General features: G+C 48.2%; 24 protein-coding genes and 1 riboswitch. Of the genes, 3 read left to right on the top strand and 21 right to left on the bottom strand.

The features are described 5' to 3' along the window. Positions 1-14: 14 nt before the first annotated feature. Positions 15-1,682, bottom strand: coding sequence for a DAK2 domain-containing protein (locus ACFO4L_RS03075; protein WP_377908184.1), 1,668 nt, complete (start codon positions 1,680-1,682; stop codon positions 15-17). A 22-nt stretch (positions 1,683-1,704) separates the two neighbouring features. Further along, positions 1,705-2,064, bottom strand: a complete 360-nt coding sequence (locus ACFO4L_RS03070) for an Asp23/Gls24 family envelope stress response protein (protein ID WP_168004681.1) — start codon at positions 2,062-2,064, stop codon at positions 1,705-1,707. A gap of 234 nt (positions 2,065-2,298) precedes the next feature. On the opposite strand from ACFO4L_RS03070, the gene rpmB reads away from it, so the two are divergent. Next, positions 2,299-2,487: a 50S ribosomal protein L28 gene (rpmB, locus tag ACFO4L_RS03065; RefSeq protein WP_168004682.1), complete on the top strand. Its 189-nt coding sequence runs from the start codon at positions 2,299-2,301 to the stop codon at positions 2,485-2,487. An 89-nt stretch (positions 2,488-2,576) separates the two neighbouring features. Here the strand turns inward: rpmB and ACFO4L_RS03060 are convergent, their stop codons facing one another. From ACFO4L_RS03060 to ACFO4L_RS02995, 14 genes are all read right to left on the bottom strand, one after another. Then, on the bottom strand, positions 2,577-3,209 hold the full coding sequence (locus ACFO4L_RS03060; RefSeq protein ID WP_377908182.1) for a thiamine diphosphokinase: 633 nt from the start codon (positions 3,207-3,209) through the stop codon (positions 2,577-2,579). Next, positions 3,206-3,757 carry an energy-coupled thiamine transporter ThiT gene (gene thiT, locus ACFO4L_RS03055; protein ID WP_377908181.1) on the bottom strand — a complete coding sequence of 184 codons (552 nt, stop codon included), beginning with the start codon at positions 3,755-3,757 and terminating at the stop codon, positions 3,206-3,208. Before thiT ends, ACFO4L_RS03060 begins: the two co-directional genes overlap by 4 nt. 74 nt (positions 3,758-3,831) lie before the next feature. Next, a riboswitch (TPP riboswitch) is annotated at positions 3,832-3,936 on the bottom strand. Between the two features lie 22 nt (positions 3,937-3,958). Beyond that, complete coding sequence (gene rpe / locus ACFO4L_RS03050; RefSeq protein WP_377908180.1) at positions 3,959-4,597, bottom strand: ribulose-phosphate 3-epimerase; 639 nt, start codon at positions 4,595-4,597, stop codon at positions 3,959-3,961. 2 nt (positions 4,598-4,599) lie between these two features. Beyond that, positions 4,600-5,472 carry a ribosome small subunit-dependent GTPase A gene (rsgA, locus tag ACFO4L_RS03045; protein WP_377908179.1) on the bottom strand — a complete coding sequence of 291 codons (873 nt, stop codon included), beginning with the start codon at positions 5,470-5,472 and terminating at the stop codon, positions 4,600-4,602. A gap of 20 nt (positions 5,473-5,492) precedes the next feature. Next, positions 5,493-7,448 (bottom strand): Stk1 family PASTA domain-containing Ser/Thr kinase, encoded by a 1,956-nt coding sequence (gene pknB / locus ACFO4L_RS03040; protein WP_377908178.1) that lies wholly within the window; start codon positions 7,446-7,448, stop codon positions 5,493-5,495. Next, entirely contained in the window at positions 7,445-8,194 is a 750-nt protein-coding gene (locus tag ACFO4L_RS03035; RefSeq protein WP_377908177.1) for a Stp1/IreP family PP2C-type Ser/Thr phosphatase, read from the bottom strand. The genes pknB and ACFO4L_RS03035 overlap by 4 nt, the downstream gene beginning before the upstream one ends. Positions 8,195-8,196: 2 nt before the next feature. Then, a complete protein-coding gene (gene rsmB / locus ACFO4L_RS03030) occupies positions 8,197-9,546 on the bottom strand; it encodes a 16S rRNA (cytosine(967)-C(5))-methyltransferase RsmB (RefSeq protein WP_377908176.1) in 1,350 nt (449 codons plus the stop codon). Next, on the bottom strand, positions 9,539-10,492 hold the full coding sequence (gene fmt, locus ACFO4L_RS03025; RefSeq protein ID WP_377908175.1) for a methionyl-tRNA formyltransferase: 954 nt from the start codon (positions 10,490-10,492) through the stop codon (positions 9,539-9,541). Before fmt ends, rsmB begins: the two co-directional genes overlap by 8 nt. A 22-nt stretch (positions 10,493-10,514) precedes the next feature. After that, entirely contained in the window at positions 10,515-12,908 is a 2,394-nt protein-coding gene (priA, locus tag ACFO4L_RS03020; RefSeq protein WP_377908174.1) for a primosomal protein N', read from the bottom strand. Next, complete coding sequence (gene coaBC / locus ACFO4L_RS03015) at positions 12,898-14,112, bottom strand: bifunctional phosphopantothenoylcysteine decarboxylase/phosphopantothenate--cysteine ligase CoaBC (RefSeq protein ID WP_377908173.1); 1,215 nt, start codon at positions 14,110-14,112, stop codon at positions 12,898-12,900. The genes priA and coaBC overlap by 11 nt, the downstream gene beginning before the upstream one ends. Before the next feature lie 191 nt (positions 14,113-14,303). Further along, positions 14,304-14,528, bottom strand: a complete 225-nt coding sequence (gene rpoZ, locus ACFO4L_RS03010; protein WP_168004693.1) for a DNA-directed RNA polymerase subunit omega — start codon at positions 14,526-14,528, stop codon at positions 14,304-14,306. A gap of 9 nt (positions 14,529-14,537) precedes the next feature. Then, positions 14,538-15,149 (bottom strand): guanylate kinase, encoded by a 612-nt coding sequence (gene gmk, locus ACFO4L_RS03005; RefSeq protein WP_377908172.1) that lies wholly within the window; start codon positions 15,147-15,149, stop codon positions 14,538-14,540. A gap of 65 nt (positions 15,150-15,214) precedes the next feature. Further along, positions 15,215-15,478, bottom strand: a complete 264-nt coding sequence (gene remA / locus ACFO4L_RS03000; RefSeq protein WP_168004695.1) for an extracellular matrix/biofilm regulator RemA — start codon at positions 15,476-15,478, stop codon at positions 15,215-15,217. 19 nt (positions 15,479-15,497) lie between these two features. After that, positions 15,498-16,373 (bottom strand): YicC/YloC family endoribonuclease, encoded by an 876-nt coding sequence (locus tag ACFO4L_RS02995; protein WP_377908171.1) that lies wholly within the window; start codon positions 16,371-16,373, stop codon positions 15,498-15,500. A gap of 126 nt (positions 16,374-16,499) precedes the next feature. Here ACFO4L_RS02995 and ACFO4L_RS02990 point away from each other — a divergent pair, with 126 nt between their 5' ends. Beyond that, positions 16,500-18,218, top strand: a complete 1,719-nt coding sequence (locus ACFO4L_RS02990; RefSeq protein WP_377908170.1) for an Rqc2 family fibronectin-binding protein — start codon at positions 16,500-16,502, stop codon at positions 18,216-18,218. A 4-nt stretch (positions 18,219-18,222) separates the two neighbouring features. Beyond that, on the top strand, positions 18,223-18,951 hold the full coding sequence (locus ACFO4L_RS02985; RefSeq protein ID WP_377908168.1) for a DUF3891 family protein: 729 nt from the start codon (positions 18,223-18,225) through the stop codon (positions 18,949-18,951). An 81-nt stretch (positions 18,952-19,032) separates the two neighbouring features. Here ACFO4L_RS02985 and ACFO4L_RS02980 read toward each other — a convergent pair whose 3' ends face one another. The 5 genes from ACFO4L_RS02980 to ACFO4L_RS02960 all read right to left on the bottom strand — a co-directional run bounded on the left by ACFO4L_RS02980 (position 19,033) and on the right by ACFO4L_RS02960 (position 25,487). After that, positions 19,033-20,850 (bottom strand): ABC transporter ATP-binding protein, encoded by a 1,818-nt coding sequence (locus ACFO4L_RS02980; protein ID WP_377908167.1) that lies wholly within the window; start codon positions 20,848-20,850, stop codon positions 19,033-19,035. 15 nt (positions 20,851-20,865) lie between these two features. Next, the gene (locus tag ACFO4L_RS02975; protein WP_377908166.1) at positions 20,866-22,617 is read right to left on the bottom strand and encodes an ABC transporter ATP-binding protein; all 1,752 of its coding nucleotides are present in this window, start codon (positions 22,615-22,617) and stop codon (positions 20,866-20,868) included. Between the two features lie 251 nt (positions 22,618-22,868). Then, complete coding sequence (locus ACFO4L_RS02970) at positions 22,869-24,209, bottom strand: Na+/H+ antiporter family protein (RefSeq protein WP_377908165.1); 1,341 nt, start codon at positions 24,207-24,209, stop codon at positions 22,869-22,871. An 83-nt stretch (positions 24,210-24,292) separates the two neighbouring features. After that, positions 24,293-24,604, bottom strand: a complete 312-nt coding sequence (locus ACFO4L_RS02965) for a hypothetical protein (protein WP_377908163.1) — start codon at positions 24,602-24,604, stop codon at positions 24,293-24,295. Between the two features lie 253 nt (positions 24,605-24,857). Then, entirely contained in the window at positions 24,858-25,487 is a 630-nt protein-coding gene (locus tag ACFO4L_RS02960) for a class I SAM-dependent methyltransferase (protein ID WP_377908161.1), read from the bottom strand. Positions 25,488-25,490 lie beyond the last annotated feature (3 nt).

Genomic DNA, 25,490 nt, shown 5'->3' with positions numbered 1-25,490 from the left:
TTTATTACGAATGGTTATTCAACTGAAATAATGTAAGAATAAAGCGGCTGTCTGCCCGCATGTATCTCCACTTCCACTTCTGGAAACTGCTCCTCAATATAAGCGGATAGTTCTTCAGCCTCTTCTTCTGACCGGTCTTCCCCGAAGATAATGGTTACAATCTCGCTTTCCTCATCAATTAGCTTCGCCAGCAGCTCTTTAGAGACATCGGAAACTGTTTCGCCGTTAGAAATAATATCTTTGCCAGTAATACCCATGAAGTCCCCTTTTTTAATGGATACCCCATTCAGACTCGTATCACGCACTGCATAAGTTACTTCTCCGGTTTTAACGGTCTGCAGAGACTCTTTCATACCAGAAACATTGTCGTCAAGACTTTGCTCTTCGTTAAATGAGAGCATTGCTGCGAGACCTTGCGGGACTGATTTACTAGGAACAACCGCCACATCGATCTCAGCTACGTCCGCAGCCTGCTCTGCAGCCATGATGATATTGCTGTTATTAGGCAGAAGAATCACGTTCTCGGCATTTACTTCCTCAATTGCCTTAATAAAATCTTCAGTAGACGGATTCATCGTTTGTCCGCCTTCAATGACTTTGCTGCAGCCGAGCCCCTCAAACAGTTCCGTAATGCCTGAACCCATCCCGACGGTAATGACGGCATACTTTGAAGGACCAGCTTGTTTTTTCGGAGGTTCAGGAGCTTTATCTGCTTCCAGCAGGGATGAATGCTGTTCCCGCATGTTTTCGACTTTAATATTCACTAACGAGCCAAAACGCTGAGCTTCCGTGATCACATCCCCCGGGTATTCCGCGTGGATATGTATTTTCAGTAAATCCTCATCCGATACGACAAGCAGGGAATCGCCGTACTCGCTCAGCTTTTCTCTGAATGCTTCTTCATCATACGGATGATCTTTCAATTGCTCATCTGCAAATTTAACCATAACCTCAGTACAGTAGCCAAATTCAATATCTTCGGTAGCCATATGACTCTGAGCAGACTGATGATGCTCAAATTTGACCAATTCTTCCAGTGAAGGTGTTTCCTCAGCTGGAGCAATCGACCGGCCTTCCATTGCAGCTGCAAAGCCTTCGTATATGGTAACCAATCCTTGGCCGCCGGAATCAACGACTCCAACTTCCTTTAACACCGGAAGCAGGTCGGGCGTCCGCTCCAGAGACTCTTCAGCTTTTTGAAGAACCTGCTTCATCAGCTCGAGACAATCATCTTGGCCGGCGCTTTCTCTTCCTGCTGCTGCTGCATCTTTCGCAACAGTTAAAATCGTACCTTCAACCGGCTTCATGACGGCTTTGTAGGCCGTTTCCACGCCCTTATCAAATGCGTCAGCAAGATCCTTAGGAGCCAGTGTTTCTTTCTTTTCGACCGCTTTTGAAAAGCCTCTGAAAAGCTGGGACAGAATAACGCCCGAGTTCCCTCTCGCCCCCATAAGGAGGCCTTTTGCAAAGCTGGCTGCGACGCTTCCCGCATGGTTCTGATCGTTGTTCTTCACTTCCTGAATTCCGGATGTGATGGTTAGATTCATATTCGTCCCTGTATCGCCGTCCGGAACAGGGAATACGTTTAGTGCGTCAATCCGCTGCGAATTGGCAGACAGATTGGCGGCACCCTCCTGCATCATGGCAGCAAGTTTTTTTCCGTTAATTGTATTCATTGCCACGTATGTTCCTCCTGACATAAAACTAATTCGTAACTCTGACTCCGGAAACAAAAATATTGACCGAACTAACTTTCAACCCGAGCATCTGGCTCAGCTGGTATTTTACTTTTTGCTGAACATTATGCGCTACTTCGGAAATTTTCGTTCCATAGCTGACGATAATATACATATCAATGTGGATCTGTTCGCCTTCTTCCCGGATGACAACACCTCTCGCCAGATTTTCTTTACCAAGAAGATCCGTAATGCCATCTTTCAGCTGCTTCTGGGAAGCCATTCCGACAATGCCGTAGCAGTCCACTGCCGCACCGCCTGCGATAACAGCGACAACTTCTCTTGAAACATCAATATTTCCGTATTTCGTATTCATTTCAATCGTCATAGAAGGTAGTCCTCCTCAATGGGGGTATTTGGCTTTTCAGCTATCGTCATTTTACTATACGCATGACAGCTTGCATAGTTCGTGCACCCGTCTAAGAGAATAGCACAAAAGCTCCAAAAATGCGATATCATCTGTCAAGGTTCATTACTTGAAATTACTGCTTGAATTAAAAAATGTACAATGCTACAATATTCAGGTATGATCGATGCTAGTGAAATGAAGGAGGGAATGCATATGTCACGCAGATGTGTTATTACCGGCCGAGGGCCGTCTACAGGCAATAAACGATCCCACGCATTGAACGCTACAAAGCGTCGCTGGGGTGCTAACGTGCAAAAAGTCCGCATCATGGTGGACGGCAAGCCAAAGCGCGTTTACGTATCCGCCCGCGCTCTAAAATCAGGCAAAGTACAGCGCGTATAATCGCTAAAAAAAGCTTCCGCCCCGAAATGGGACGGAAGCTTTTTTCATTTGTCCAGCTCATGCTTGAACGGGAAAATTGACTGCCGGCCTCATGCATCGCCTGATTCGATGAAGTAAAGAAGCCCGTCGTTAAACGACACCTTCGCTTCACGGTGCGTCCATTCATTGCTGACGCTGAGCGATCGATGCCGATAAAGCGTAGCCTGTTGGAGCGGATACAGCAGCCCTGACGTCGTTACACCCGTTACGTTTTGCCCAAGCGGGATCAGCGATACAAACTTATGGCCGCGTGTTCGAAGCTGATGCGTGCCCGGACGAAGGAGCTGCACCGAGTAGTGCTCTTCCTCGATTACGGTTTGCTCTGGCGAGGCTTCCAGCAAAAACAAGGCAGACAGTGTATGATCCAATCTTCCTCCGCCCACTCCGGTTATAATCAGCGGCATTCCCTCTGCTCGCTGCAGCGCAAGCTCCAGATCTGTCCAGTTTTTCGCTGGAGGATGACCCTCGATCTGTTCAGCCAGTTCTGCAATCTGCATCTTTTGTTCGGGCGTCACACTGTCAAAGTCTCCAACAGCTCGTACCATGCGGATGCCGCAGGCAGCTGCACACGCTGCCCCTCGGTCAACTCCAATAACATCAGCTTCCGGATAAAAACGAACCAGCCGGGACAGATGCCTTTCGGTCAGCTCAGGGCTGCCCCCGGCAATGATAACAGGATTCATACTGATCTTCCCTCAGGCTGCAAAATTCTGCCGCCTTTTTTTAATAAAAAGATGGTCACGATCAAAATTAAAAGAAGAGATGGCCCTAAATACCCTAAATTATAGAGAAACGAATACAAGGCGACCGGGGTACCTTCAGGAGCAAACTCTCCAAACCAGATAACACCTGCACTAAAATGAGCAGCAAATCGGAGAGCCACTGCAAGAGCAATTCCAGCAATCACTGCCCCAATCACTCTCCTCCCTCCAAACCAGGCACTGAAAAAGGCAGCCGTACCAACAAGTCCAAAAGCTACAGGATACTCCAGGATCGCCTGAGACCAATGGACGACATAAGGTCCAGTCATTAAGTTCAGCAGTCCGAACACAATGCCACACGCGATTCCTGCAGCCGGACCTCTTCGGAACGACAACAGAATTATTGGCAGCATAGCTAGGTTCACAGATCCTCCAAACGGCATCGTAAATAGTGTAATAAAGCTTAAAATCAGCGCTAGCGCAGCCATAAAAGCTGTTTCAATCATTATAACTATTTTAGTTGAACGCACGTGCGTCACCCTTTCATTTTTGCAGCGCAGAAAGGCCGCATCCTCAGGATACGGCCAACTCAGAAGCATCTGGCTTCTGATCGATCCCACATCCCTGCGCAAGCATTAACTTACAGGTTCACTGGGTCGGTGCTGCTCTGCACCCTCTCAGCCGTTACAAGGCTCCCCATGCGGTTTTATCATTCAGTTAAACTAATCCGTTCAGGAACGAAGGGATTTCATCGCTTGTTTTCTGTCCGACGCTTGAAAAAATGCAGACCCTGCTACTAATACATCTGCACCTGCTTCCCGGCAAAGCTTTGCAGTATCTGCGTTGACCCCTCCGTCTACCTCTATTTCCATAGCCGCTGGTTTTATCTCACTTGCTCGCTTCATTTTATCCAGCACAGATGGTATGAAAGTCTGACCTCCAAAGCCTGGATTCACGGTCATCAACAGCAGAAGATCGAGCTCGTCCATGACTTCCTCTACCATACTCAACGGACTGCCTGGATTTAAAACAGCGCCCGCTTTTACCCCTCGTCCCTTAATTTGCTGAATCGTCCGGTGTAAATGTGGACATGCTTCAGCATGCACGCTGATAATATCCGCCCCCGCGTCAGCAAAAGCATCAACGTACCTTTCCGGGTTTTCAATCATCAAATGCACATCAAGCGGCAGACTCGTATGCGGACGAACCGCTTCAACGATCAGCGGTCCAATCGTAATATTCGGAACGAAACGGCCGTCCATTACATCAATATGAATGTAGTCGGCTCCTGCTGCTTCGGCTTCCTTTATTTCGGACCCAAGCGCAGCAAAGTCTGCAGCCAGAATCGATGGCGCAATCTTCTCAGTCATTGTCAGTACCTCCGTTTTCTATTGGCTATTTCTTCATAAAACTGCTGATAACTATGATAGCGGAAAGCTGCAATGTCTCCCGTATCAACAGCCTGCTTTACCGCACACCCGGGTTCATTTAAATGGGTGCATCCTCTGAACTTGCAGTCATTGATCCGTGCTGCCATTTCTGGATACATGGCACTTAGCGTCTCCGTTTCGACATGGCGGAAATCAAGTGAACTGAACCCGGGTGTATCGGCAACAAATCCCTGATTGGGCATATGAATCAGTTCAACATGACGAGTCGTATGCTTGCCGCGGTTCAGACTCTTTGAAATAGCTGCAGTTTCCAGATTCAATTCTGGTTTAAGCGCGTTAAGAATGGATGATTTTCCAACCCCTGACTGCCCGGCAAAAACGGAAAGCCGTCCTGACAGAACTGGCAGCAGCTCCTCTACCTGGCCGGAAAGTTCAGAGGACGTGATAATAACACGGTAGCCGGCCTGCTCGTATGCAGGCAGATAAGGCTCTGCTTTATCCAACCCAAGATCTGCTTTTGAGACGCAGATAACTGACTCCAGCTCTGCTGCTTCGGTATGGACCAAAAACTTATCAAGCAGCAGCGGGCTAAAATCAGGCTCTTTAGCTGAAAAAACGAGAATAGCCTGATCAATATTTGCGATTGGAGGCCTGAACAGTTCACTCGTTCGTGCCTCGACCGCTAGAATATATCCATCAGTCGGGTTTTCTGCTTCAAATTCAACCATATCTCCTACGAGCGGCGTAATGTTTTTCTTGCGAAAGTTTCCTCGTGCGCGGCATTGTACCGTTTGTCCCTCCGACTCTACGTAATAAAATCCGCTGAGCGCTTTAATAATACGTCCTTTTGCCATAGTCACCTCACAAATCGATTTTATTCATCCGGACTGTAGGACTGCACTTCCTCATACGAATATTCATATGGCGAAGCATCAAACTCTTCCCCATTCACATACAGGATCAAGTATCCGGTGGAGCCTTCTTCAACGGTCATGGGAACGTCAAATTCAGTGGAGGCCGTTATCTCTTCGTTAATAACTTCAACAGGCGTCTCGTTCTCATCATCAATCACCTGAATCTCAATCTGATAGGATCGTCCGTTATCATTTTCCGGCACTTGAACCGAAAAAGGGACTTCTGCTGAAGCGACTGCCGGGCCTGGTTCCGGACCTCCGGAAAGTGTAACCATCACAGTAGTTGACTCCGAAATCTCTGTCCCCCGCGGCGGATCCTGTTCGATCACTCGTCCCTCACTCATTGATTCGTCATACTCTTCGGTAAACCTGACCGTTACATAAGGGACTCCTTCGAACGATTCTTCCACTTCCTCTTCCGTCATTCCGAACAAATTACCGATCGAAACCACTTCTCGTTCTGCTACCGTAAGCATGACCGTCGTTTCTGAAGGCATTACGGTTTGTCCGGCGGAAGGCTCCTGATCCAACACAATGCCGCCTTCCTGCTCTGAGACCGTTTCATACGACACAGACACGTTGTCAAATGCCTCAAGCTGTGACTCTGCTTCTTCCTCTGAGAGGCCTGTAACATCAGGAACTTCCATGGAAGCGTCATTTTCGCTGATTACGAGTCTCACAGTCGAGCCGACTTTAACAGTCGTTCCCTCATCCGGCTGTACACTGATGACGTGATTATCAGCTGTATCTGTGCTTTCACGGTACGCGCGCTCCACTTCCAAATCAAGGTTTTCGAGCTGTTCAGCAGCCGCGTCTGCATGCTGGCCGGAGACCTCCGGTACGGCTATTTCATCAACATGCAGCAAACCGGGAAGCCATATAAACGCGCTGAGCGTCAGCAGCACGGCTATTAGCACTGGCAGTATCCACTTTTTCTTTCGGTTCGGCTTTGAGGAAACTTTTTCTCCTTCTCCTCCCGAACTAGTTTTAGTATGAACAATGGTTTCCGGATCACTGCCTCGTCCCTCGGGGAAAACAGCGGGCATTTTTTTTGTTTCTTCATCATTCTCTGCCGTCCATTCAAGCAGCCGCTCGGAGCGTCTGGAGCTGTCCAGAACAGTTCTTAAATCCTCCAGCAGCGCCCCGGCACTGTTAAAGCGGTCGATCGGCTTTTTAGCTGTAAGACGGGTGATCATATTTTTTACGCTGTTTGGAACAGCAGTTGTGCGAAGCTCCGGAAGTGGTTCCTGTAAATGCTTTAACGCGATGGTAACTGCCGTATCCCCTTTGAACGGAACGCTCCCGGTAAGCATCTCGTACGCAATAATACCGAGTGAGTACAGATCTGATTTATAGGTGACCTGTCCGCCCCTGGCTTGTTCAGGCGACAAATAGTGAACAGAGCCCAGGATCGAGTTCGTATGCGTGATGGTTGCCTCGCTGATTGCTCTTGCAATACCAAAATCAGTAACTTTAGCCTGACCGTTTACGCTCATTAAAATATTCTGCGGTTTTACATCCCGATGGACAATGTGATTATCATGAGCGTGCTTCACGGCTTCCGAGATTTGCTTTAAAATTCGCACTGTTTCTTCTACCGAGAGTACGCCGCTGGATTGAATATACTCTTTTAGCGTCTGACCCTCTACATATTCCATGACGATGTAGTACAAATCATTCTCTTCCCCTACATCGTAGATCGACACGATATTCTCGTGTGACAAGCTGGTTGCGGCTTCAGCCTCGCGGTGAAACCTGCGAATAAATTCTTCGTTTTTAGAGAATTGGCTTTTAAGCATTTTCACTGCTACGTGGCGGTCGAGGATTAAATCTTTTGCAAGATATACATCTGCCATTCCACCTCCGCCGATTGGACGGATCAGCTTGTACCTTTCATTAATCCTGCGGCCGATCATACGGCACCGCCGTCCTGATCAGAGAAACGGATGAGTGCAGCTGTAATATTATCTTCGCCGCCTCTGTCGTTCGCCGATGCAATTAACCTTTCGCCAGCATCTTCCATACTTGCTGCTTCATACACAATAGCTTTAATCGCCGAATCAGCCAGCTTGTTCGTCAATCCGTCCGTACACAGCAAGAGGATCTCCTGAGGTCTCCACCGTACCGATCCAATTTCACCGGAAACATCGATCTCGGTGCCTAGCGCCTGCAGCAGCACATTTCTGCGAGGATGTACTTCCGCTTCTGCTTCTGTCAGCTCTCCCTGACGGACGAGTTCACCGACCAGGGACTGGTCCTTCGTGATCTGGGTTATCTCATGTTCTTTTAGCAGGTACAGCCTTGAGTCACCGACATTTATGTAAAAAACGTCTTCTCCATTTCCTACTGCAGCGGTTAACGTCGTTCCCATCCCTCTGCAGTCAGGGTGTTCCTGCTGATACGTAAATAAATCGGAATTGATCCGGCTCACTGTTTTCCGAAGCCATTCCTCGATCGTCTCTATATCCAGTTCATCTGCGGCTAATTTAAACTGATCAAGCATCCGGTTGCAGGCCATGCGGCTGGCAACATCACCAGCCTGGTGGCCTCCCATTCCATCTGCTACTACCGTAAGAAACCAGCCTGAACGTTCATGAAACAATACAGAATCTTCATTATGACTCCGTACTCTTCCAGTATCCGAGTGAATGCTGTAAATCACGTTCATCTCTCCTGCCTTTTCGATTTCGTCAAACTGCAAATAAAGAATCCGTCTGTTCCAATTTTTCCAGGAATCAGCTGCAGAGAAGATTCAGTCGTCATCAGCTGCTGCACGTTTTCGGGAAGCCTGGACTTCATCGTTTCGTCCGGCTCTGCATCCCTATGTTTTTCTAAAAAGGACTGCAGCTGGGCTTCATTTTCTGCTTCATCAATGGTACAAGTGCTGTAAACCATCCGCCCACCAGGTTTTAAAGCGCGCCAGGCTTTATCGAGAATGTCCTTTTGTAAACGAGACAGCCTTTCAATATCGGCCTCCTGCTTCGACCATTTCATATCTGGCTTTCTGCGGATAACTCCAAGCCCGCTGCAAGGTGCATCCACCAGAATTTTATCATAAACAGCTTCCTCTTCCATGCTGCGGGCGTCGCCTGTTTCGGCCAGCAGATTGGTGAGCTTCAGTCTTGCTGCCTGCGACTCAATCAGCTTCACTTTATGAGTGTGAAGGTCTCTGGCAGTGACGCGTCCAGAGTTGTTTAATCGTTCTGCAATCATACACGCTTTTCCACCAGGTGCAGCACACGCATCTAAAATGATATCTTCAGCTTCAGGATCAAGCGCCTGAACCGCTATCATTGATCCTTCGTCCTGAATGCTGATAAACCCTTTTTTAAAAGCTTCTGTGGCAGCAGCACTTCCTCCGCTCACCCGAAAGGCCGTCTTAAAGATCGGACTGTCCCTCACGGTTAATCCTTCCTCCTCTAATAAAGAGCGGACCTCCTCCGGAGATATCAGCATGGCGTTTACTCTGATAGAGGTTACGGGAGGAACATTGTTATGCACCGCAATGTCTGCAGCTGTTTCTGCTCCGTACTGCCTTGTCCACCTGCTTATCATCCAATCCGGGTGCGACGTTTCAATCGCGGTTCTCGTTACAGTATCTTCTGCTTCAACCGCTGCAAATCCTTTCCGGATGACTGCTCGCAATATTCCGTTGACCATTCCTGAAATTCCTTTATGACCTCGTTTAGCTGCCAGATTAACGGCTTCGTTCACAACCGCATGATCCGGCACACGGTCTAAATACTTCAATTGAAATAAGCTTAGCAGCAGCAGCTGGCGCACCCAGCCTGCCAGTTCATCCGGCGGCCGGTTTGAATAGGCTGCCAGCGTATGATCAAGCAGGCGCTGATGCTGAAGTGTTCCATATACAATTTGAGTAAGCAGTCCGCTGTCACGGCTTGAAAGCTGATGTTTTTTCAGAACCTCATCCAGCAGCAGGTTGCTGTACGCTTGATTTTTTTCTATCCGGAGCAGTGCATCAAGTGCAGCTTCACGTACTGATGCCTCAGCCATTGGCAGCACCGCTTTCAAAACGATGTCCGCGCTTTAGCTTCCTGCCTTTGCCGTTTAAAAAGGTGTCGGCAGTCATAGGCTTTCCGCCTGCAGGCTGCACATGGATCAGACGAATCACCGTTCCCTCTCCGCACGCAGTCTCTAATACACCATCTTCACACGTCAATATGGTTCCTGGAGCAGCGTCAGTCTGGTGATCGGTGACTGCTGCTTCCCACAGCTTCAACCGGATTCCTTCAATGACCGAATAACCGACAGGCCAGGGGACAAGTCCTCTAATTTGATTTCGAACAGCTTCAGCCGGCTTATGCCAGTTTATTTTTTCCATCTCTCTCGTAATGTTAGGAGCAAACGTTGCACTTTCATGGTCCTGCGGAATTCTCTCCGCAGCTCCTTTTTCAATCTGATGCAGCGCTTTTATCAACAAATCTGCTCCTTCCAGGCTGAGCTTATCGTGCATGGTCCCTGCGGTGTCGTCTGCGTGGATCGGAATGGCTCCCTGCACGATAATATCACCGGCATCCAGCTTTTCAGCCATATACATAATCGTAATGCCAGTCTCTTTTTTTCCATCGATAACGGCCTGGTGAATCGGCGCTCCCCCGCGGTAGTCCGGAAGCAGAGATGCATGAACGTTCACGCATCCAAATGGAGGCAGCTCCAATACATTCGCTGGAAGCAGCTGGCCGAATGCAGCTGTAATAATGATATCAGGCTCTGCCTCTTCTATAGGAGCGATCCCATCGGTCAGCTTTTCCGGCTGCCAGACAGGTATTCCATGTGCTTGCGCTGCCTGCTTTACAGGGGAAGGAATCAATTCTTTTTTTCTGCCGCGCGGCCGGTCCGGCTGCGTGACGACTAACGGGACATCGTAGCCCTCTGCCAAAATCTTTTCCAGTACGGGCACCGAGAAATCCGGGGTTCCCATAAACACTGCTCGTTTCATAAATGCCTCCTAGCTCTTTTTCTTACATCATCATGTATGGATTCGTATCTATGGACAGCTGCAGATCGGTTCCGGCTGTCTCTTTCTGCCATGCACGAAGCATGCTTTTCAACACGTTCGAAAGGTCCGGCTCGCGCTTGTATTTGATCATGCACTGATACCGGTAACGATCTTTAATACGAGGAATGGGTGAAGCCACAGGTCCCAGAATTTTTGCTTGTTGCGACAGGGAATTTCTCAAAAATGCCCCGATTTTTTCAGTGGCCGCTACTGCCTGATTTAAGTCCGTGTGAGAAACATGTACCATCGTCAGAAAATAGTAAGGCGGATAGCCGCCGACTCTTCTTAAATACATCTCTTTTTCATAAAAACCGATAAAATCATGCTTAATTACATCAGAGATACTGTAATGATCCGGTGAATATGTCTGTATAAAAACTTCTCCCAGTTTTTCATGACGTCCTGCTCTCCCGGCAAGCTGAGTTAACAGCTGAAAGGTCCGCTCTGCAGAGCGAAAGTCAGGTAAATGCAGCATGGAATCTGCTGCAAGTACGCCTGCGAGCGTAATATTTGGAAAATCGAGTCCTTTTGCAATCATCTGCGTGCCAAGAAGTATGTCCGCCTCTCCCTTGCCAAACGACTCCAGCAGCCGTTCATGAGATCCTTTGCGAGTTGTTGTATCGACGTCCATCCGAATTACCTTTACTCCTGGCAGGACCTGATAAAGCTCTTCCTCCACCTTTTGTGTCCCGGTTCCGAAAAAACGAATTTGGTCGCTTTCACACTCAGGACAGCTTGAAGGAAGTGTCTCCAGATAACCACAGTAATGACACTGAAGCGAATGGGAGCTCCGATGATAGGTTAACGATATATCGCAGTGCCGGCACTGCGGCACATACCCGCAGTCGCGGCACATAATAAAGGATGAATAGCCTCTGCGATTAAGCATAAGGACCGTCTGCTCCCCTTTTTCCATGCGGCTTTTAATAGCATCGAGCAGTGGGCGGGAGAACATGGAACGATTGCCCTCCTTCAGCTGCGCTCGCATATCGACTACGTGTACGAAAGGCATGACTTGTTCATTCACGCGGTTTTCCATCGTGAGCAGCTCATATACCCCTTTTTCAGCTCGTGCATAGCTTTCCAACGAAGGTGTCGCACTACCGAGCACGACCGGACACGAAAAATGCTCTGCGCGGATAATCGCAGCCTGACGAGCATGATAACGAGGAGCTTCTTCCTGTTTGTAGCTGCTTTCGTGTTCTTCATCTATAATAATAATTCCAATATTTTTAAACGGGGCGAATACAGCAGATCTGGCTCCTACGACGACCTTCACTCTGCCTTCGCGAATTTTCCGCCACTCATCGTACTTTTCACCTTTGGAAAGCGCCGAATGCATGACTGCCACGAGCGAACCGAATCTTGCCCTGAACCTGTGCACCATCTGCGGCGTCAGGGAAATTTCCGGAACAAGAACGACTGCTTCCTTTCCTTTTTGAAGTACACGTTCAATCGCCTGCAGGTACACTTCTGTTTTTCCGCTTCCAGTTACGCCACGAATCATAAATACCCGGTGAAAGGCTTCTTGAACAGACGCGCCAATTTTATCGAGAGCCTGCTTCTGATCATCAAATAAGAGAAGCGCCTCATCCGGCTGCACATCCCTTCCGGCAAACGGGTCCCTTTCTACGATTTCCTGCCGTTTCAAAACAAGCTGCTTTTTGACAAGCGCTTCTGCTGCCCCCCTTGCACCATCAGACCCCAGCATCGACGTCGGCAATGCTTTGTCTGCTTTCAGCAGCTGTCTGAGAACGTCCGCCTGTTTAGGAGCCTTTGAGGCCATCTCGGCGATCAATGCAGGCGACACGCCGGCAGCTGCTTCATAAACAAACTGTTTTTTTGAGGCTTCTTTTGTGCTCACCTGCGGTTCAACTGTCAGGTCCCCCTTTTTCACTGCGGCCAAAAGCTGGGAGCGCTCGGCAGCCGGAGCATGCTGCTGCCAGGTATCCCAGTCCTCGATCGGCAGGAGGCTTGAAAAATGACGTTCCCCTGCGGCTGTGACCGCGATAACTTTTTTGCGGTACACTGCCCGCATAGCCTGAGGCAGCATCGCCTTCAGTACAGAAGCCTTTAAAGAGAGGGTCTCCTGACATAACCGATCAGCTGTCTTCATCAATTCTTCGGTTAAAACCGGCGTCAAATCGATCAGTTTTTGAACGTCGCGGAGCCTGGATGGCGGTATGTCAGAGGATTCTTTCAGTTTCGTAATAAATCCTTGGACCGGCCTAGGACCGAATGGCACATGAACCCTGCAGCCGGGAGCAGCCGTCTGCCGCATATTTTCCGGTACAGCGTAATCAAATGTACGATCAACTGCCTGAGCCGGGACATCGACAATCACTTCAGCGATCATAGCGGCTCTTCCACAGTTGAGGGATATGATTCAGAATATGTTTGGCCGCATCTGACTTAGACATAAGCGGAATGTGTGCTTTTTGCCCGTTACGAAAAAAGAGATCCAGTGAGTTCGTATCCACCTGAAAACCGCTGCCTTCTGCCACAACAGAATTTGCACATACCGCATCAATATTTTTCTTCTGCAGCTTTTCTCTCGCATAGGCTTCGATGTTTTCCGATTCAGCAGCAAAACCGACCAGGACCGGCTTCTTCTCTAAGGAGCCAAGTTCAGCCAGTATATCTACCGTTCGTACCATGTGAAGCACTTCACCGTCCACTGATTTTTTCATTTTTTCTGTCAGAGCTTCAGCAGGCTTATAGTCAGATACAGCGGCTGCTTTGATAACAACATCCATTGCCTCGGCCCGATTCATCACAGCCCGATACATTTCTTCTGCTGACTGTACATCAATCCGGTTAACCCCATGAGGAGTAGCTAGTGTCACTGGTCCGGCAACGAGCGTAACGGCTGCTCCACGAGCTGCAGCTTCAGCAGCCAAGGCAAACCCCATTTTTCCGGAAGACCGGTTGGATAAAAATCTGACTGGGTCGATTACTTCCTGAGTTGGCCCTGCAGTAACAAGCACTCGTTTTCCATTCCATTCGGGATGTGCAGCACGAGTGAAGTGGTGATCGATCATGGCATGCAGATCTTCTGGCTCTGCCATTCTTCCCTTTCCTGTATAACCGCATGCTAAATATCCTTCGTCCGGCTCTACAAACTGATAGCCGTCTTGCTCGAGCTGCTGCATATTACGCTGTACCGCAGGGTTGGCATACATATGTACGTTCATTGCGGGAGCGATGTAGGCTGGTGCAGTAGACGCCATAATCGTGGTAGAAACCATGTCATCTGCCATGCCGTTGGCAAGCCGTGCAATAAGATCAGCAGAAGCTGGTGCGATGAAGACCACATCAGCCCAGTCTGCTACATCGATGTGCGCAATCTTTTCCGGATCCGGCTCGATGAACGTGTCCGTATAAACTGGATTACGCGATAATGCCTGAAACGTTACCTCCCCGACAAAATTCAGCGCATTTTTTGTCATCATGACTTTCACTTCATAATCTGCCTGGACGAGCCGTGATGTCAAAGCAGCCGCTTTAAATGCTGCAATCCCACCTGAAACTGCCAGTAGTACTCGCTTTTTATCATTCATCGCATGCAGCCCCCTTCTCTTTCATCCATCCTCGTGTTTTCTGTTCTTAGTATACCTTATCAAGCATCAGTCATGCATGATTAACCGATGTATATTCACGCTGATGGCTGTGCTGACAAGGCCCCCTGCTGTAAGGTGAAAAACCAGAACGCTCGTATGGCATCAACCAAAAAAAGAAACGATCTGGGAACTCAGATCGTTTCGTGGACATCGTCATCATTCAGCTCATACGTTAAACTTTCTGCTTCAATCTCTTCCAGTGCCTTTCCGACAAAGTTTACCGATTTTGAGCCTTGCGGTCTGCTGAACTTATCCGGAAAATCGCGTAATTCGCGGGCCCGGGCCGCAGAAACGGTCACAAGGGTGTATTTTGAATTAATTTTAGTTTGTAACGAATCAATTGATGGCTGCAGCATACTGTTGATTCACTCCTCCGCTAGTTGTTTGTACTGATGGATCAGCCGGTCTTTTTTACAATTTTCAGCCGTCACGATGGATTTGATTCGCTCGACAGCAAGCTCTACCTCATCATTTTCCACGACATAATCGTACTTATCCATAAGCTCGATTTCATCGCGCGCCACTGTCATCCGGCTTTCGATAAGATCGCCTGTTTCTGTTCCACGGCCTTCGATCCGGCTGCGAAGCTCATTAAGGCTTGGCGGCATCAGGAAGATAAAAACACCTTCCGGGAAGCTTTCTTTTACTTGAAGAGCGCCCTGTACTTCAATCTCAAGGATCACGTCGTGACCTTTTTCAATCATTTCCGTCACATATGCCCTGGGCGTACCATAGTAGTTATCAACATATCTGGCATATTCAAGCATGTCGCCTTCTTCGATCATCTGCTCAAATTCTTCTTTTGATTTAAAAAAATAATTAATTCCATCCTGTTCCCCTTCACGCGGTGAGCGTGTAGTGGCGGAAACAGAGTATTTTATATCCGTGTCATGCTGCCTCAGCGCACCGCAGACGGTCCCTTTCCCAACACCGGAAGGGCCGGACAGTACGATCAGCAGACCTTTTTCTCGCTTCATTCTTCGCCTCCAACTGAATCCATGATTTCTTTAGTATAGCATGTGCGCAAGCTTGATGCCACGCCCTATTCTTCAGTCGCGTCTTCCTTGCTGGTGATGACTCGCTGCGCTACCGTCTCAGGCTGAACAGCTGATAAGATCACATGGTCGCTGTCCGCGATGATCACTGCTCTTGTGCGTCGACCGTATGTAGCATCTACGAGCATATTCCGTTCTCTGGCATCTGAAATAATCCGTTTAATTGGGGCTGATTCCGGACTTACAATCGAAATAATTCTGTTTGCCGATACAATATTTCCAAATCCGATGTTGATCAGTTTAATATCCATTCTGGCACCGCCTTCTGATTTATTCTGCGTTCTGCACCTGCTCCCGCATTTTTTCCAAAAGATCTTTCATTTCGACTACTTGCCGGCTGACGAATTCCGAACTTGACTTAGATCCAATCGTATTTGTCTCCCGGTTCATTTCCTGGAGTATAAACTCGAGCCTTCTGCCAGACGGAGAGCCGCCGCTGCAAGTCGCGCGAAATTGGCTGATGTGACTTGTCAATCTCGAGAGTTCTTCCGAAATGTCAGCCTTTTCGGCCAGCATCGCTGCTTCTTGGATAACGCGCTGCTCATCGACACCTGCTCCATCAGCAAATGTCAGCAGTTTGTGCTTCAACGTATGGTAGATGCCCTCACGATTTTCCAGAAATGCTTGCTCCATCTCTGTTCTCCGTTGTTCGAGAGCACCCAGGCTGTTGAGAAGATCCTTCTGCAATGCAGTTCCTTCGGTTACTCTCATCTCCACTGCTTGCTGCAGTGCTTCTTGAAATACCGGTAATACTGCTTCTGTCATGACGTGAACCTCAGGCAGTGATTCCGACTCGCTGATAACACCTGCCTGAAACAGAAGAGCAGAAGCTTCCACACTCAGACTGGTATCGAGAATATGATTAATCTCAGATAATACATCTGCATACTGCTTCAGCCGTTCTCGGTCCAGGATCAGCTTGCCGCCCTGCTCCGGTGAAGTAACGTGCACATGTATTTCTACGCGGCCGCGGATGATAATGTCCTTCAGCTTCGCACGAAATGCTGGTTCAAGCACTCCCCAGCCTTTGGGAAGCTTCGCCGATACATCTCGGAAACGGTGATTTACCGTCTTAATTTCGACTGTAAGGCGGCTTTCTTGAACTGATCCTTCCGAACGGCCAAATCCTGTCATACTTCTTAGCATTGCTATCACATCCACTTCTACATTCTAAACAATTTCCAATAACAGGACAAGTCTGTCGCGTAAATTCCCTCGCCGGACCGCATCTGCTATAATGAGCCGTAGTTATCTTAGAGGAGTGAAACAGCCATGGCATTCGACGGAATCGTTACCCGAGCCGTAACGCAGTCTGTCGCTGATACGTTAGTCAGCGGCAGGGTCGTAAAAATACACCAGCCACACCCGCATGATTTAATCATCACGATTCGAGCAAATGGGAAAAACCACCCGTTGTTTATTTCAGTGAATCCGAGCTTTGCCCGTTTTCAGCTGACAAATGTTAAATTTCAAAACCCTGCGGAGCCGCCTCTCTTTTGTATGGTGCTTCGTAAGCATTTAGAGGGGGCTGTACTGGACTCTGCAGAACAGCAGGGTATGGAACGGATCATCACATTTTCTTTTACCGGCAGAAACGAGCTGGGAGATGTTTCAAAAAAAAAGCTTGTGCTCGAGCTTATGGGGCGCCACAGTAACTTAATATTCATCGATGAGGATACCGGAAAAATTATCGAAAGCATGAAGCATGTTCCGCCATCGATCTCTCAATACAGAACCGTCCTGCCCGGACATGAGTACATGGATCCACCTTACATGGATAAACGAAATCCGCTGGATATCAGCACCGAAGAGCTTATCCGGCAGGTTGATTTTAATCAAGGAAAAATGAATCAGCAGCTGCTGCAGCTTTTCAGCGGGCTCTCTCCGCTTATTATTGATGAAATACTGCACCGTGCCGGATTCGTTAACAGCCGCTCGCTGAGTGAATCGTTTGAGGGGATCATGGGAGATGTCAGAACCGGCACGTATACGCCTGCTATAACTCAAGTCAATGGCAAAGCCTACTTTCACGTTATTGCCCTTCACCACCTGCAGGGCGAGGCTGAAACGTTTGATAATGTTCACAGCATGCTCGACCGCTTTTACGAAGGGAAAGCAGAGCGGGACAGAGTTCGGCAGCAGGCGCACGACCTAGAGAGGCTGCTGAAAAACGAGTACGAGCGCAGCGCATCCAAAATTAAAAAATTGAAAAGAGCACTGAAAGATGCAGATAAAGCAGACCATAAGCAAAAGCTGGGTGAACTGCTGACAGCGAATATGCATGCGGTTAAACCTGGAGATAAAGAGGCTACAGTCATTGATTATTATGATGAAAATCAATCTGAACTAACGATTCCTTTATCAGAGCGCCTCACCCCGTCTGAAAACGCTCAAAAATACTTTAAACAATATCATAAGCTTAAAAACTCTGCTGTATATGTCGAACAGGAGATTAAGAAAGCGGAAGTCGATATGGAGTACCTTTCAAGACTTCTGCAGCAGCTTGAAACAGCCGATACACAGGATATTGAAGATATTCGGGAAGAGCTTATGGATGAGGGATACGTAAAAGCAAAGCCGTCGAAAAAGAAAAAGAAAAAAGCTGCTAAACCGGTTCCAGACCGGTATATGTCTTCTGCAGGCACGGAAATTTTTGTCGGCAAGAACAATAAACAAAATGAGTACGTGACAATGCGGCTTGGGCGCCAGGATGAAATTTGGCTTCATACGAAAGACATCCCCGGGTCACACGTACTGATTCGCAGCACCGCTCCTGATGAAACAACGCTGCAGGAAGCAGCAGAAATTGCTGCCTGGCACAGTAAAAGCAGAATGTCGGGCAATGTACCAGTGGACTTCACTAAAATACGGCACGTAAAAAAACCCAATGGAGCGAAGCCTGGCTTTGTCACCTACGACCAGCAAACAACACTGTTCGTGACACCGGACGAACATAAAATCCGCTCTTTAAAGCAAAACCAAAGGGGGTAGCGAGATGATTGTCACCCATCAGCTCGACCACTTCTGGCTGATCGAGCAGCATGAGCATGCCCGCTTGTCAGCAGCCATGGCTGCAGCATTTCAACCTGGATTGACATCCATGCCGGAGCTTCTCACAGCAGCTGTGAGAGGCCACGATCGTTCCTGGAAGCTCCCAGATGCAGAACCGCTTTGGAATGACCGCGCGGACAAGCCGTACTCCTTTCTCGATTTTCCAGCTGATATGAAGATGGTATTTTATGAACAGGGTATTGAGGCATCAGAGACAGAGGATCCTGCCTCTGCTTTGCTGCAAAGTCTGCATTACTGCTCCCTTGTCAAAGGGCGTACTGGCGGTGAAAAGCGTTTCTTAAAACAGGAGCAGGTCCGGCAAGCCAGATTAGCAAAGACGGTACCGGAAGCCGAAGTAGACGTGCTGCTGAAACTTCTCCAATTCACCGACAGTCTCTCCTTGTTCGTATGTATGCGGCCGAATCAATCGGGAACGTACCGTCAGGAAGAAAGCGGATTTCACACGTCTGAAGAACTTCCTTTTACAAACGGTCTGCCTTTTCAAGCAGAGTGGAAGGATGGGAACCTGTCGTGCACTCCTTCGCCGTTTTACAAGAACATTGCCTTTCAGCTTGAGGCCCGCAGACTGAAGGTGGAGGACTGCAAGTGTCACGGCCTGCTCAAAACGTTCCAAAACACCAGACCGATTCCGTTGAAGATAACTATAACCTAGGTTCTTATTTTAATAAATGAAAAACATGCAAAACCTCCGGGCTATAAAAGCTCCGGAGGTTTTTCAGTGTATACCGGCCGATCAGCCTGCATCAAGTGCGGCAAACTGCGATTTGACCAGCGCATAATATTCGCCGCGCTGATCGATTAACTCATCGTGGCTGCCCTGTTCTAATATTTGCCCTTGTTCCAATACGAAAATATGATCAGCTTCCCGAATGGTTGATAAGCGGTGCGCGATCATAACAGCTGTTCTTCCATGCAGCAGTTTTTCAAGTGCACGCTGGATCATCTGTTCGGTTTCCGTATCAATAGAAGCCGTTGCTTCGTCAAGAATTAATATTTGTGGATCTGCAAGCAGTGCACGGGCAAAGGAAATCAGCTGCCTTTCGCCTACCGACAAAATGTTGCCCCGTTCTTCTACTTCCGTTTCATAGCCGTTTGCAAGCTGCTGGATAAATTTATCCGCTCCAACCGTTTGAGCAGCGCGTTTACATTCCTCATCTGTGGCATCCGGTTTTCCGAATCGAATGTTATCAATGATGGTGCCGGAAAAAATAAACGTATCTTGCAGAACGATACTCACCTGTTTTCGAAGACTGTCCAGGCTCACATCACGTAAATCGTGTCCATCTATTTTTACTGAGCCGGATGTCGGGTCATAAAATCGGCTGATCAAGTTGACGATGGTCGTTTTCCCGCTTCCCGTATGACCAACGAGAGCAATGGTCTGTCCGGCTCTCATCTCAAGGTTAATGGACTGCAGCGCCTTACGCTTACTGTCGTAAGCAAATTCAACGTTATCAAACTCAATATGTCCTTCAACCTGCCCGAGTTCAACGGCATTCTCCTGTTCAGGAACGGACGGAAGTTCGTCCAGAAATTCAAAAATACGCTCTGAAGAAGCCATCCCGACCAGCAGCTGGTTATACACCTGTCCAAGTCTGGAAATCGGCTCCCAAAACATACCGAGGAAAAGAGAAAAGGTAAAGAATTCTCCAATGGTCAGACCGCCTGTTTGAATGAGATAAACGCCGTACCAAAGCAGAACTGCGGTACCAATTGCGCCGCTCATTTCCACGAACGGCCGGAACATCGCACTTTTTTGAGTAGCATTTCTCCAGGATTCATAGTTTTGACCGTTAATCTTGTTGAAAAAACCGATGTTCGGCTTTTCTTGTGTATAAGATTGTGTCACGCGAATTCCTTGAATACTTTCATTTAAGTGTGAATTAAGCATCGACTGCTTCAGACGGACATCCTGCCAGGAGCGCCGGATATTTCTGCGCAGCCTCGTCGAAATAAAGAACATGATCGGCAGAACAATCATGATCGCAAGCGTCAGTTCCGGGCTGATATAAAAGAGTAGCGCAATAATCCCTACAAGCATGATAATGTCCATCAGCAAATTAATAACGCCATTCGTAAACAGATCCTGCAGACTGTTGACATCGTTTGTGATCCTTACGAGGATGGAGCCTGCGGAACGCTGATCAAAAAAACGATGCGAGAGCCGCTGGATATGGTTAAACAACGCCGTCCGCAGGTCAAAGATGATGTATTGGCCAAGCTTGTTCATGTATTTGATCCGGAGCAGGTTTCCTATCCAGGAAATGACATACAGTCCGGCGATCACCCCAACCATGATAAAAAGAAAGTTCATATCACCAAATTCGATGATGTGATCAAGTGCATAGCTCCCGATTAGAACCGGTGCCAGCAGCCTTACAGCTGTGGACAGCAGCATCCCGAATACAGCGATTGGAAGAATGGTTTTAGCATATGGTTTCATATATTGAAGCAGTCTCGTCATTTGCTTCCAATTAAAAGGCTTTTCAATCGCCTGATCCGTCGAATAATGAAATCGTTTCAGCGTGCGGCTTTCCTGCTTGTTACTCATAGCCTCACCCCCTGTTTATTTGGCTTCCTGCATAAATGTGTGCTTGTCTTTATACTGCAGATCGAATATGCGGCGGTATGCCCCATGCTGCTGCATCAGTTCATCGTGATTACCGCGCTCCATTATTCGACCGTTGTCCAACACAAGAATTTCGTCGGCATGCATGAGAGAAGAAATTCGATGAGCAATGATGAACGTTGTTCGTCCCTTCATAACTTCCTGAAACGCCTTCTGAATCTTCGCTTCCGTTTCCATGTCAACGGCACTTGTCGCATCGTCCAAAATCAGGATGCTCGGGTCGACACAAATGGCTCTGGCAATTGCGATACGCTGCTTCTGACCGCCTGATAATCCGCCGCCCCGTTCGCCGAGCACGGTATCATACCCTTCAGGCAGCTGCATGATAAATTCATGTGCATCTGCACGTTTCGCAGCATCTATGATCTGCTCCATACCAGCTCCTGGATTACCGTATGAGATATTGTCTTTAACAGAGGAAGAAAACAAAAATGACTCCTGAAGAACAACACCCGTGCTGCTCCGGATCGTCCTCAGCGTGTAGTCTGCGAGCGGTCTGCCATCTATCAGCACTTCTCCCTCATCTGGTTCATAAAACCGGGTGATCAACTGCGTAATAGACGTTTTACCTGAACCTGTCGCACCTATAAGTCCGATCGTCATTCCAGGCTCGGCTTTAAAGCTGACGTCCTCGAGGGCCAGATCTTCCTCTTCATCATAGCGGTGCCGCACGTTTTTAAACTCTACTCTTCCGTCCAGACGGTCTTTTGAAACAGCACCCGGTTTATCCATGATTTCCTCCGGCTGCTCAAGCACCTGCAGCAGCCGCTCTCCGGAGGCTTTAGCCTGGGAAAAGGTGTTTACAATAAAACCGAGGTTCATTAACGGATTAATAATAAACCAGATTAAGCTGAAAAAGGCAACTAGAACCCCCGGCTGGATATCCCCATTGATGACGAGGAAACCACCATAGCCGAGGAGCACGACGACACATATATGTCCAATTAACTCCATAAACGGAAAGTAAGAGGCCCAGATATTTGACGTATAGATGTACTTATCCTTATAATCTGTGTTTTTATGTTCGAACCTGCCCATCTCATAATTTTCCTTAGACAGGGATTTTACAGTCGTCATCCCGCTGATGTTTTCTTGAACCTTTGTTGTCAGCCCAGCAAAGGATTTCCGAATATCTGTAAAGGCAGGGTGAACCTTTTTATCAAACCGATAGACAGTAACGATCAAAAACGGCATCGCCGCCAGCGTAACGACTGCAAGCGAAGGGCTGTAAAAAAACATAATGCCCAAACTTAGTCCAACGAGCATTACCAGGTTAATCAGCTGAGCAAATCCGAAGGAAAGAAAAAAGCGAAAACCTTCAACATCCGCTGTCAGACGCGACATCAGGTCACCCGTCCTGGCGTTATCATAATAGCGGAAGGGCAAATATTGAAGCTTCTCATACAGTGCATTCCGCAGCTCAAAAACCGCACGGATTCCAAACAAGTCTCCGAGATACTGATGGAAGTAGACAGCGATCCCTTTCAGAAGTGTAATCACAAAAAAACCTACGGCTACATATGGAATCCAGCCGTAGTTCTGATCAAGCACAATATAGTCTATTGTGATTTGCAGAATGACCGGATAGGCTACGGTAAAGCCCGTTACGGCAAGCAGCAGAACGATCGACCAGAAAAAATAACGTTTAAACGGCCAGTAAAACTGTTTTAATTTCTTAAATGTATCCATAACAATTCCTCCTTCCGATCAATGGCAGTTCTTCTAATATATCGGTTTCCGAAATAATAATCCAGCGCTGTTTTCAGCCGGATATGGCTTTCAACCGGAATGATCAGGTGATTTCTGAATATTTTCACCTTTTCACTGGATTATACTCTTACATGCGCGGAAATAATACGAATCTGCCTCGTGTTTCGTCTTGTTACCAGTCTTTAAATCGAAAAAACTGTCCAGAGCATCGAGCTCTGAACAGTTGCTTCTTACATAAACATCATCACTGCCGCCCAGCCAAACAGGAGCAGCGGAATATTGAAGTGCAGGAAGGTCGGAACAACGGTATCCCAGATATGATTATGCTGGCCGTCTGCATTCAGCCCGGCTGTCGGCCCAAGCGTACTGTCAGAGGCCGGACTTCCTGCGTCTCCAAGCGCACCAGCGGTTCCGATCAGGGCAATAACTGCCAGCGGTGAAAATCCGAGTGATGCGGCAAGCGGCACGAAAATGGCTGCCAAAATAGGCACAGTAGCAAAAGAGGACCCGATTCCCATTGTGATAAAAAGACCAATCAGCAGCATAACGAGCGCAGCCAGAGCCTGCCTGCCATCAAACCAGTCTTCTGCAGATGCAACAAGAAGCTCTACGTGGCCGCTCTCCCGTATCACTTCTGCAAATCCTCCAGCTGTGATCATAACAAACCCAATGAAGGCGAGCATTTTCATTCCGCTTGTAATTAGGCCGTCCGCTTCCTGAAGCGTGAATTTTTTTAAAACGTGCAGCACTCCAAAGTACAGATACAACAGTGCCAACCCTGCAAAGACACCAAAAATCATGGAATCTGACCAGATTTGAGCAGCCAGTACGGCGAGCACAGCGAGCGTTCCCACTGCTGTTCCGTAAGGCGGTGCTTCCCTGTCAGAGCCGACTTCTGCAATATCTCTGTTTTCATAGGAGCGATTTTTGCGGTACGTCACTAAGATGGCAACTGCGAGTCCTGCCACCATTCCGGCTACAGGGAGTGCCATAGCGACGGGAATGTCAGCGAGGTCAATCGCCATTCCGCTCGCTTCCATGTTTTCTGCTATTGTCTGGTGGAAAATCAGGCCGTATCCTGCCGGAAGCAGAATATAGGGAGCTTTTAATCCAAACGTTAAAGCAGTGGCTGCTGCCCGCCGGTCAAGCAAAAGTTCATTAAATACCTTCAGCAAAGGCGGGATGAGAAGCGGGATAAACGCAATGTGAACCGGTACAAGATTCTGGGAAAAGCAGGCGATCAGTGCTGTAGTGAAAAGAAGCAGTACTTTCACAAGTGTCGTTTTCCTTGCCTCACCGCGCCTTCCCAGCAGCTTTACTGCTCCAGCTACGAGCTTATCAGGAATACCCGTAAACGTGATACCTGCTGCAAATGCTCCAAGAAGTCCGTAGCTTAACGCGATTTGCGCATTTGTCCCCAGTCCATCTGAGAACACTTGGATTGTCTCACTTATCCCCATTCCGGCTGTGATTCCACCGGCTGCCGCCCCGAGGAGAAGAGCCACAACTACGTGAACACGGGATAGGCTGAGAACGATCATGACTAATACGGCAATGATAACTGCATTCATAAAACGGTACGCTCCTGTCTTTATCGTGATAAATCACTAATGTAAAAAAGCCTTCATGAGAATATCATGGAGGCCGCAGAAAATCAATGCTTTGTCTTCAAAATAAGATAAACCGGAACTAAGAACACATACAGATGCAGCAGCAGGACCGTCCCTGCAAGTGGTTCTGCCTGCATCAGCCTCTCAACAAGCTGCGGTAGCTCGGGCGCCGGATAGCTGTATGTCATCAGCTCCAATATAGAAACCAGTGGGATTAACGCTGCTGCGATTACAACGGATCCGGCGGCAACGTATCGATTCAGCTGAAGACCCTTCCAAATAGAAAAGCATACCACCGCAGCAGTTACAGTAACAACTAACAGCCAGCTGCCAGTCGAAAGCGGTTCGTGAAACAATTCATCTCCCCCTATCCTCATCTCCTATGCTGACCGTACCCTGATCATGAGAATCAAAACGCCGATTCAACACCTTCCTTGGAAGCTGTCTTGTGACAGCATGACGATAGAAAATCAGCACCAGCCCTTCTTTTGACTAGAAGAGCCGGTGCTGGGTCTGTCTGCTTTGAATACGTGAATAAGATGGACCAGGGATTATAAAGCCATAAGAGAAAACCTAGAAACGGCAGCACTTGTCACCTTCCTCTCAGCTTTATTTAATGGCAGCAGCAATCGTTGCACGCCCGCACGTGGATAAAGAGACCTCTGCTTCCCGGTAGCCAGCAGCAGCAAGTCGATGCTTCAGTTCAAGCTCAGTAAATCGATGCCGCCGTTCAGCTATGCGCCCCCACTGAAGCAGGCCGTTTCGTTCTTGTGCAGGCAAATGATGAGCATCTTTTTCCGCCCGCGCGAAGGAAAATGCAGGAGAAGGGTTTAACAAGCGCAGTTCTCCCCCTTTTGTATGTACCCGGTATAATTCTGCTAAAGCGCGTTCTGGATCAGGGAGCAGAAACAATACGCAAGTGCTGATGACGGCATCAAAGTGATAATCCGGAAACGGGAGCGCCTCCACGTCTGCTGTTACAAATGTCAGTCCAGCTTCTTTGCTGTGAAGCTCAGATGCTTCTCTGACCATCTCTGTGGAAAGATCAACACCCACTCTGTTTTCAAACTGCTGAAGCCTTGCGGCAAGTCTTCCTGTTCCGCAGCCGGCATCGAGAAGGTTCGTTCCTGATAAATTCCGGCTGGCCTCATGTTGAAGCTGAATAAACCAGGATGAAGCTGCCATTTGATCAAAAAAATCGGTTTTATTGTCAAAATCTGCTGCAGTAAATCTTCTCACGCC

Origin of the sequence: Bacillus daqingensis, assembly GCF_042654445.1 — a bacterium.
Lineage (GTDB): Bacteria > Bacillota > Bacilli > Bacillales > Salisediminibacteriaceae > Alkalicoccus > Alkalicoccus luteus.
The sequence above is the reverse complement of the archived record's forward strand: the minus strand, read 5'-3'. Positions and strand labels throughout refer to the sequence as shown.